Raw genomic sequence first — 3,085 nt, forward strand, 5'->3', positions numbered from 1 at the left:
GTCAACGACAACTTCCACATCATCCGCCCCGAGAAATTTCGGGGCATCGGGTAGACGGGGTATAATGCGCCCCCTCGGGCCGCGCGTCAGGACACACCGCCTAGGATGGCGAGCCAGCCGGATGCGGTGAGGACGAGGAGGGCGGTGGCGAGGATGAGGGCGCTGGCGGCCTGGGCCTGGCCGCGGGAGTACATGCTGGCGAAGACGTAGCTGTTCACGCCGGGCGCCATGGAGGCGGTCACCACGGCCGAGCGCACGAAGGCGTCGGGCAGCGCGAAGACGCCGTGCGCGAGGAGGTAGGTGATCGCCGGATGCACGAGCAGCGAGAGGGTGGCGATCATGCCGGCCTCGGCCAGCGAGGCGCGGATCGAGTAGCGGGTGAGGACGCCGCCGAGGCCGAAGAGGGCGGCGGGCAGCGCGCTGTCGGCCACCATGTCGACGGCGACGCGGACCGGATCCGGGATCGGGATGTCGCCGAGGTTGAAGAGGAAGCCGAGGGCGAGGCCGATCATCAGCCCGTTGCGGACGATGGTGCGGCTGACGATGCGCAGCGTCTCGACGAGGCCGCGGCCGTCGGCGCGGGTGAACTCCATCACCGTGATGCCGAGGAAGTAGCAGAAGGGGGCGTGGATCGAGATGATGGCGAAGGTCGGGCCGAGGGAGGCGCTGCCGTAGGCCCGCTCCATGATCGGCAGGCCGAGGAGGACCGAGTTGGAGAAGAGCGCGCCGAAGCCGATGGCGACCGCCTCGCCGGGGCGATGGCGGAAGAGCTTGCGCGCGCCGAGAATGCCGAGGGTGAAGGCGGTGACGGCGCCGAGATAGAAGGAGAGCAGGAGCCGCGGGTCGAAGACCTCGCCGAGGTCGAGGTCGGCCAGCGCCCGGAAGAGCAGGCAGGGGATGGCGAAGCTCTGGGTGAAGACCATGAGGCCGTCGACCGCGCTCGAGGAGAAGACGCCGCCGCGGGTGGCGGCGTAGCCCGCACCCATCACCAGGAAGACCGGGATGACGACGAGGAGGATCTCGACGATCACGCCGGGATCTCGAGCTCGAGGCCGTCGTGCGCCGGGATGACGCCGGGGGGGAGCTCGGCGAGGAGCGTGGCGTGGTCGAGGTCGTTGTGCATGTTGGTGAGGACGCCGACGCGGGGCGCGAGGCGCGCGATCCACTCGAGGCTCTGCGCCAGGTGCGAGTGGGTGGGGTGCGGCTTGCGGCGCAGCGCGTCGAGGACGAAGGTGTCGAGCCCCTCGAGCTCCGCCCAGGCCGGGTCGGGGATGGCGGAGACGTCGGGCAGGTAGGCGAAGTCGTTGACCCGGAAGCCGAGCGCGTCGATGCGGCCGTGCTCGACGCGGAAGGGGCGGAAGGAGATCGGGCCGCCGGCGCCGTCGACGACGAAGGGGCCGTCGATCGGGCGGAGCTCGAGGATCGGCGGGTAGAGGCTGCCCTCGGGCTGGACGAAGACGTAGGCGAAGCGGGACATGAGCAACTCGGCCGTGTCGGCGTCGGCCCAGACCGGCAGGCGGGCGCGGCGGTTCTGCACCACGGTGCGCAGGTCGTCGATGCCGTGGATATGGTCGGCATGCGGATGGGTGTAGGCGACGCCGTCGAGCAGGCCCACCCCGGCGTCGAGGAGCTGGGAGCGGAGGTCGGGGCTGGTGTCGACGAGGACGCGCGTGGTGCCGGCGGCGGCGGTGCGGGTCAGGATGATCGAGCAGCGGCTGCGGCGGTTCTTCGGGTTGGTCGGGTCGCAGGCGCCCCACTCCCCGCCGATGCGGGGGACGCCGGCGGAGGAGCCGCAGCCGAGGATTCTCACGGTGAGGCGGGCGGTCATGATCTTCCGGCGAGGGCAGCGGTGCGGAGGGCGGGGGAGGCCGCAGTTGCGGCCATGAGGTGCGCGCAGGTGCGCGCATGGTTTCTTTGCTTGTTTTCCGCCTGTTGGCGGAAAACAACTGCTCTCCAGGTTAGCAAGCCTGTATGAAAGCCGGGGGGCCTCATTCGGCAGCCCTGGTGAACAGGCGGTCGAAGTTGGCGGTGGTGAGGGCGGCGAACTCCTCCGGCGCGAGGCCGAGGTGGGCGGCCATGAAGCGGGCGGTGTCGGCGGTGAAGGCCGGCTCGTTGCGCTTGCCGCGGTGGGGTTGCGGCGCGAGATAGGGGCTGTCGGTCTCGACCAGCAGCCGGTCGCGGGGGGCGGCGGTGAAAATGGCGCGGAGCGCCTCGGCGCTGCGGAAGGTGGCGATGCCGGAGATCGAGAGGTAGAAGCCGAGCGAGAGCGCGGTTTCGGCCAGTTGCGCGCCGCTGGTGAAGCAGTGCATCACGCAGGAGAAGCGGCCGGCGGCATGCTCCTCGGCGAGGATGCGGGCCATGTCGGCGTCGGCGTCGCGGGCGTGGATGATGAGCGGGAGGCCGGTCTGGCGGGCGGCCTCGACGTGGAGGCGCAGGCTCTCCTGCTGGATGGCGGCGCTCGAGGCAGTATAGTGGTAGTCGAGGCCGGTCTCGCCGATGCCGACGAATTTCGGCAGGGCGGCGAGCGCGACGAGTTCGTCGATCCGGGCGAGCGGTTCCTCGGCGGCATGCATCGGGTGGGTGCCGGCGGCCCAGAAGACGCCCTCGTTGGCCTCGGCGATGGCGCGCACCTGCGGCGCCTGGCGGAGGCGGGTGCAGATCGTCACCATGCGGGAGACGCCGGCGGCTTTCGCGCGCGCGACGATGGCGGCTTGCTCGCCGGCGAAGTCGGGGAAGTCGAGATGGCAATGGCTGTCGACGAGGGTCGGCATCGGCGGAACGTCCCGGGGATCAGGCTGCGCGTGTCCGCGCCTCGGCGGCGGTCGCGTCGATCTGCAGCAAGGTATCGAGGATGACCTGGGCGGGGTCAAGGTTGACCGCGCGGGCGTGCGCGGTGCGCTCGGCGAGGCGGGCGGCGAGGTCGGCCCAGAGGCGGGCCTCGGCCGGGCCGGGGGCGAGGCGGCGGGCCATGTCGGCCTCGGCGTCGGTCAGGGCGGGGACCGGGGCGCCGGCGCCGGCCAGGGCGAGGCGGCCGAGGGCGGTGGCGATGAGGTCGAGGGTGAGCTCGTAGCGGTCCGACTGGCGG

At 71.6% G+C, this 3,085-nt stretch carries 3 protein-coding genes and 1 pseudogene; all 4 read right to left on the minus strand.

Annotation, left to right across the window (positions count from 1 at the left end; translation table 11 throughout):
- Nucleotides 1-86 precede the first annotated feature (86 nt).
- A complete protein-coding gene (locus Q0112_RS18545; RefSeq protein ID WP_324565371.1) occupies nucleotides 87-1,031 on the minus strand; it encodes an AEC family transporter in 945 nt (314 codons plus the stop codon).
- The gene (locus tag Q0112_RS18550) at nucleotides 1,028-1,828 is read right to left on the minus strand and encodes an MBL fold metallo-hydrolase (protein WP_297977542.1); all 801 of its coding nucleotides are present in this window, start codon (nucleotides 1,826-1,828) and stop codon (nucleotides 1,028-1,030) included. The genes Q0112_RS18545 and Q0112_RS18550 overlap by 4 nt, the downstream gene beginning before the upstream one ends.
- Nucleotides 1,829-1,988: 160 nt before the next feature.
- Nucleotides 1,989-2,771 carry a TatD family hydrolase gene (locus Q0112_RS18555; protein ID WP_297977544.1) on the minus strand — a complete coding sequence of 261 codons (783 nt, stop codon included), beginning with the start codon at nucleotides 2,769-2,771 and terminating at the stop codon, nucleotides 1,989-1,991.
- Between the two features lie 19 nt (nucleotides 2,772-2,790).
- A pseudogene (locus Q0112_RS18560) lies at nucleotides 2,791-3,085 on the minus strand (DNA polymerase III subunit delta'); the annotation flags it as partial.

The sequence above is a fragment of the uncultured Amaricoccus sp. genome (assembly GCF_937858865.1).
Taxonomy (GTDB): domain Bacteria; phylum Pseudomonadota; class Alphaproteobacteria; order Rhodobacterales; family Rhodobacteraceae; genus Amaricoccus.